The organism is Clostridium sp. UBA6640 (genome assembly GCF_002455975.1).
In the GTDB taxonomy this organism is placed as follows: domain Bacteria; phylum Bacillota; class Clostridia; order Clostridiales; family Clostridiaceae; genus Clostridium_J.
Genome location: NZ_DKLM01000035.1, coordinates 4,764 through 10,105, shown reverse-complemented (window position 1 = coordinate 10,105; position 5,342 = coordinate 4,764). Strand labels below are relative to the sequence as shown.

Here is a 5,342-nt window from a genome sequence, read left to right as displayed (position 1 = left end):
ATAGATATGCACTTTATGAGGAAGAAATAGCTTATGAATGCAGGATACAGAATCCTAATATAGTACTTAGTGAATCCTTAATCGCAATTTTAAAAGTTTATTATAAATCTCGAAAGCGTCATCCTGATACAAATAATATAACTAAAAGTATTTTTGATGGTATAGAGAAAAGTGGACTTATTATAAATGATGCTCAAGTTAGAAGAATTATAATAGAAGAATTTTATGATGAAAAAAATCCTCGCTTTGAGCTTGAATTATTTGGAGAAAGTATCTATAAAATAAATTATTCCATAGAGAAATTAGATAATCCTCAAGAGCCTATAGAATATTCGCCGCCTTCAAATAAAAAAAATCAGATAGGCAACAAGAATTTAAAAGAAAAGAAAGAAAATAATAATACCCTACTTTGTGAAATATGTGGGAAGGGTATTTCAAGAGAAAACGCCATATCTGCAAATAAAGGCAAAACTCTTTTATGTAAAACATGCTTTAAAAAGTTATTCTAGAAAATTGATTACAAACATAATGAAAGTGTATAATAGTAAGGATAGTTAATCTAATGGAGAATTGAGAATGGACAATTGACAATTTAGGTTGAAATTATTTTTAAACAAAATAATTTCTTTTAACAAATTTTTTTAACTATCAATTGCATTGCTAGTTATCGTAGGGGCGAACAGTGTTAGCTAGTTACCCCACCCCTGGGGAACAGTAGTGAAGCCCTTTAGGGTTCCCCTGGGGTGCAGTATAGTTCGGAGCAAAACCAGTGAACTTGTACTAATATTATGGAGATAAGTAGTATAATTGCTAGTTATCTGGTGAAGTTAATCAAACAAAGTAAAAAAAGTAGGTGACATTATGAAGAAGGATTTTAAAATACTTGCTATAGAGTCAAGTTGTGATGAAACTTCTGCAGCGGTAGTTGTTAATGGGAGAGAGGTATTATCTAATATAATATCTTCTCAGATAGATATACATCAAAAATTTGGAGGAGTAGTGCCAGAGGTTGCTTCAAGAAAACATATAGAAGCCATAAGTGCAGTGGTTCAAGAAGCGTTAGATGAAGCTAATTTAACTTTTCAAGATATAGATGCAGTAGGAGTAACTTATGGACCAGGATTAGTTGGTGCGTTGTTAGTTGGACTTCAATATGCTAAATCTCTAGCTTACTCTTTAAACATACCGTTAATTGGAGTAAATCATATAGAAGGACATATAAGCGCAAATTTTATAGAATATAAAGAGTTAGAACCGCCTTTTGTAACTCTTGTAGTATCAGGTGGACATACTTTTGTAGTACATATGAAAGGTTATGGAGATTTTGAGGTAATGGGAGAAACTAGAGATGATGCAGCAGGAGAAGCCTTTGACAAAGTTGCTCGTTCTTTAGGACTTGGATATCCTGGAGGACCTAAAATTGATAAAATTGCTAAGGAAGGAAATGAAAATGCAATAAAGTTTCCTAGAGCAAACTTCCATGAAGAAAGCTTAGATTTTTCTTTTAGTGGAATAAAATCATCAGTTTTAAACTATTTAAATAAAATGGAAATGAAAAATGAAGAAATAAACGTAGCTGACACTGCTGCATCTTTTCAAAAAGCAGTAGTAGATGTACTTGTAGATAATGCTATAAAAGCCTGCAAAATAAAAAAAGTAGACAAAATTGCTATAGCTGGAGGAGTTGCAGCTAACTCTTCTTTAAGAGAAGCCATGATAAAAGCTGGAGAGCAAAATAATATAAAAGTATTATTTCCTCCAATGGTACTATGTACTGACAACGCAGCTATGATAGGAAGTGCTGCATATTTTGAATACTTAAATGGAAGAATCTCAGACCTAACCTTAAATGCTATACCAAACTTAAAACTTGGAGAAAGATAGCTTAACAGAATTAAGAATTAAAGATGAAGAATTAAGTATTAAGGAAAGAATTAGTTCTATGGAACTAATTCTTTAAAATTAATATTTTACTTTTAAAAAAATATTAATTTTAAAATTGTTTAAAGTAAGCTATTAATGTTAATTATTTAGATAAATCTGAGATTGGGAGGTTTATCTATGAGAGAGAATTTAATAGAAAACGAATCATTTAAATTTGCTATATTAATTACACAACTATATAAAGACTTAGTAGAAAATAAAAAAGAATTTATTTTATCAAAACAATTATTAAAATCTGGTACGAGTGTTGGGGCAAATGTAAGAGAAGCATTAAATGCCCAAAGTAAAAAAGATTTTTTGTCCAAAATGAATATAGCATTAAAAGAAGTAAATGAAGCTAGGTATTGGATAGAATTATTAATAGAAGCAAAGTATCTAGATGGAGAAAAAGCTAGTGATTCTTTGGTAAAATCTGATGAAATATATAAAATATTAAGTTCAATAGTAAAAACAACAAAGCAGAGGCTTGTATAATAGTTCTTTAGAACTAAGTGAGAAAAATATACATGAGTTAATAATTTGGAGTTAAAAATAAATAATTATAGTTTGATTAATGTTTCTAACTATTTTAACTAGCAAATTTATTGCTAGTTTTTTAGCGTAGCAAGTAAAAAGTAATTTTAAAGAAACAATTTTAAATTTCTTAGCTTCTGCTAAGAAATATCCATAAATTCTTCATCCTTCATCCTTCATCCTTAATTCTTCATTAATTAATTATGTTACCTATTAATATATAATTTTAAATTAAAGCTTGTTATAAATGTCTCGTTGACCAATTTATTCCAGTATGGTAATATTTTATACAATAAAAAGGGGGGAATTACCATGAATTTTTACGATTTTAATGAAGTGGAGTATAGAAACTCTGTAGCTACAATAAAATCTATTGCTGAAAAAGAAAAGTGCTGCTGTGATAGTAGTAAGTTTTGTTTATTTTTAAGAGAATTAGCATCATTTATATCTAATCTTTGTGAATTAGAAGAAAAATTAAATGATGAGTATTTCAAGTCTAAAAGCTTTGAAGAATTGCTTGAAGAGAATCATAAACTTTATGAGCCTATAAGAGGTGAAAATTACAAGACAAGCTATTGCAATCCAAGCTATGCTGTTGAGGTCTTTGGGGAAGAGTTAGGTAAAATAGCCTCAATGCTAGCTAATAAGTACAGAGGATATATAAAATATGCTTTTTTGCATAAAAAAGCTAGAATTAATGCTTACAATAAATTATTTTTAGATTTATATAATTATGTTACAAATCATGAAGTCAATGCAGAGAAAATAAAAGATCTTATTTTTGAATTCGAAAAATCAGTCGTAGAATTTGAAGTTAAAGAAAGATTATCAGATTTATTTATAGACACAGGTTCTTATGTAAAAACTATAGTCGAAGATGAAGATTTATCAGATTTGAGATATTTATTTAAATATGGTGAATATATAAGTGACAATGAAATAAAAACTGCTAAATTCTTAAATAATTATGACAAGGTAGATATAATAGCAAACACAGTTTGTGAAGCTTATATTAGTGGATTTAAAAGAGATAATAAAGATTACGCCCAAAAATCTACCGCTTTACTTATAGTTTATGCAGGGCAAGAACAAATAACTAGAGCTCTTATTAAAAAGCTTAAAGCATATGGATTGGATTCAATTTTACCAAGGGTAGATGCTACAGATGCTAATAAGCAATTAACTTACGATCATAGGTTTGATATTGGGGTATTCTTTAATAAGGAATATGCTGATTTAAAAGTAGAAGCTTCTAAGAAAAAACTAGAAGAATTTAAAGAAGATCTTAAAAAGTTTTCAGGACCATTAGTTTTTGAAAGTTTTGGAGAAATACCGTTTGCACCAGAAAGTAAAAAAGAAGCTCTAAAATTAAGTGAAGAGCAATCAGTATTGTTCCAAGAGTGTCAGAATGATATAAGAAGAGAACAGGATAAGTATATCCCACAAGCGGAGACAAGTTTTACAATTATAGCTTTCCCGATTCCTGAAATAGGAGAGAAGTTTGAGGAAATCTTTGAAGATACATTAGAAATAAACATGTTAGATAGTAAGAAGTATGAAGTAATTCAACAAAAAATTATAGATGTATTAGACAAAGGTGAATTTGTTCATGTAAAAGGAAAAGGTACAAATAAAACAGACATAATGGTTAAAATGCATGAGCTTAAAAACCCAGAAAAAGAAACTAACTTTGAAAATTGCGTTGCTGATGTTAATATTCCAGTAGGAGAGGTATTTACGTCTCCAGTATTAAAAGATACTAATGGAATACTTCATGTTGAAGAAGTTTATTTAGATGATTTAAAATATAATAATCTTGAATTAAAATTTAAGGATGGATTTATTGAGGAATACACTTGTACTAATTTTGAAGAAGAAGAAGAAAATAAAAAATATATTCAAGAAAATTTATTATTCCCGAATAAAACTCTTCCATTAGGAGAATTTGCTATAGGAACTAATACACTTGCCTATGTTATAGCACAAAAGCATGGAATAGTTAATTTACTTCCAATACTAATAGTTGAAAAAATGGGACCTCATTTTGCGGTAGGTGATACCTGTTTCTCATATAGCGAGGATTTACCTGTTTATAATCCAGACAATAAAGAGATTGTTGCCCGTGATAATGAAAAATCTATATTAAGAAAAACAAATCCACAGGAAGCATACACAGGTTGTCATACAGATATAACCCTTCCATATGATGGACTAGAGTTTATCTCTGTAATAACAAAAGATGGAGAGAAAATAGATATAATTAGAGATGGAAGATTTGTAGTTGAAGGGACAGAAGAGTTAAATAAAGTTTTTGAATAAGCTTTTAACTAGCAATTTTATATTGCTAGTTTTCCACCCCTGGGGAACAGTAGTGGAGCCCTTTAGGGTTCCCCTGGGGTGTAGCATAGTTTGGAAGAAAAATTAGTGATATTGTACTAAATTCATGGAGACGTGCAATGTTATTTAAATATTCTTTAATGTTGTAATTATCCTTCATACCATACTGCACCTTAGGTATGGAAGAGAATTTTGTAGCGGCGAACATTGTTCGCCATTTTTTTGTACATATCATAATGTAATGATTATGGCGAACACTGCTATCGCTACAGCTAATCAATTCTAAATTTCTCAGCACCTGCTGAGAAATATCCACAATTGTGAATTGCGCATTGTGAACTGTGAATTAAATTCCACCCCTGGGGAACAGTAGTGAAGCCCTTTAGGGTTCCCCTGGGGTGCAGCATAGTTTGGAGAAAAATTAGTGAGATTGCACTAAATTCATGGAGATATGCAATGTTATTTAAATATTCTTTAATGTTGTAATTATCCTTCATACCATACTGCACCTTAGGTATGGAAGAGAATTTTGTAGCGGCGAACATTGT

The 5,342-nt window shown here is 30.0% G+C and carries 5 protein-coding genes; 4 read left to right on the top strand and 1 reads right to left on the bottom strand.

Translation table 11 applies throughout. From position 1 onward, the window contains the following. From B2W91_RS03865 to B2W91_RS03850, 4 genes are all read left to right on the top strand, one after another. Positions 1-509: RusA family crossover junction endodeoxyribonuclease (locus B2W91_RS03865; protein ID WP_291578964.1), on the top strand; the 509-nt coding region annotated here is incomplete at its 5' end. 352 nt (positions 510-861) lie between these two features. Then, positions 862-1,884 (top strand): tRNA (adenosine(37)-N6)-threonylcarbamoyltransferase complex transferase subunit TsaD, encoded by a 1,023-nt coding sequence (tsaD, locus tag B2W91_RS03860; protein ID WP_291578963.1) that lies wholly within the window; start codon positions 862-864, stop codon positions 1,882-1,884. Positions 1,885-2,061: 177 nt separating this feature from the next. Then, positions 2,062-2,418, top strand: coding sequence for a four helix bundle protein (locus B2W91_RS03855; protein WP_291578962.1), 357 nt, complete (start codon positions 2,062-2,064; stop codon positions 2,416-2,418). Between the two features lie 351 nt (positions 2,419-2,769). After that, entirely contained in the window at positions 2,770-4,776 is a 2,007-nt protein-coding gene (locus tag B2W91_RS03850; RefSeq protein WP_291578961.1) for an aminopeptidase, read from the top strand. Between the two features lie 290 nt (positions 4,777-5,066). Here B2W91_RS03850 and B2W91_RS03845 read toward each other — a convergent pair. Next, positions 5,067-5,342: hypothetical protein (locus B2W91_RS03845; protein ID WP_291578960.1), on the bottom strand; the 276-nt coding region annotated here is incomplete at its 5' end.

Coding starts and splice junctions, on each gene's coding strand:
- B2W91_RS03850 (WP_291578961.1), top strand. CDS start 2,770: ATGAATTTTTACGATTTTAATGAAGTGGAGTATAGAAACTCTGTAGCT.
- B2W91_RS03855 (WP_291578962.1), top strand. CDS start 2,062: ATGAGAGAGAATTTAATAGAAAACGAATCATTTAAATTTGCTATATTA.
- tsaD (WP_291578963.1), top strand. CDS start 862: ATGAAGAAGGATTTTAAAATACTTGCTATAGAGTCAAGTTGTGATGAA.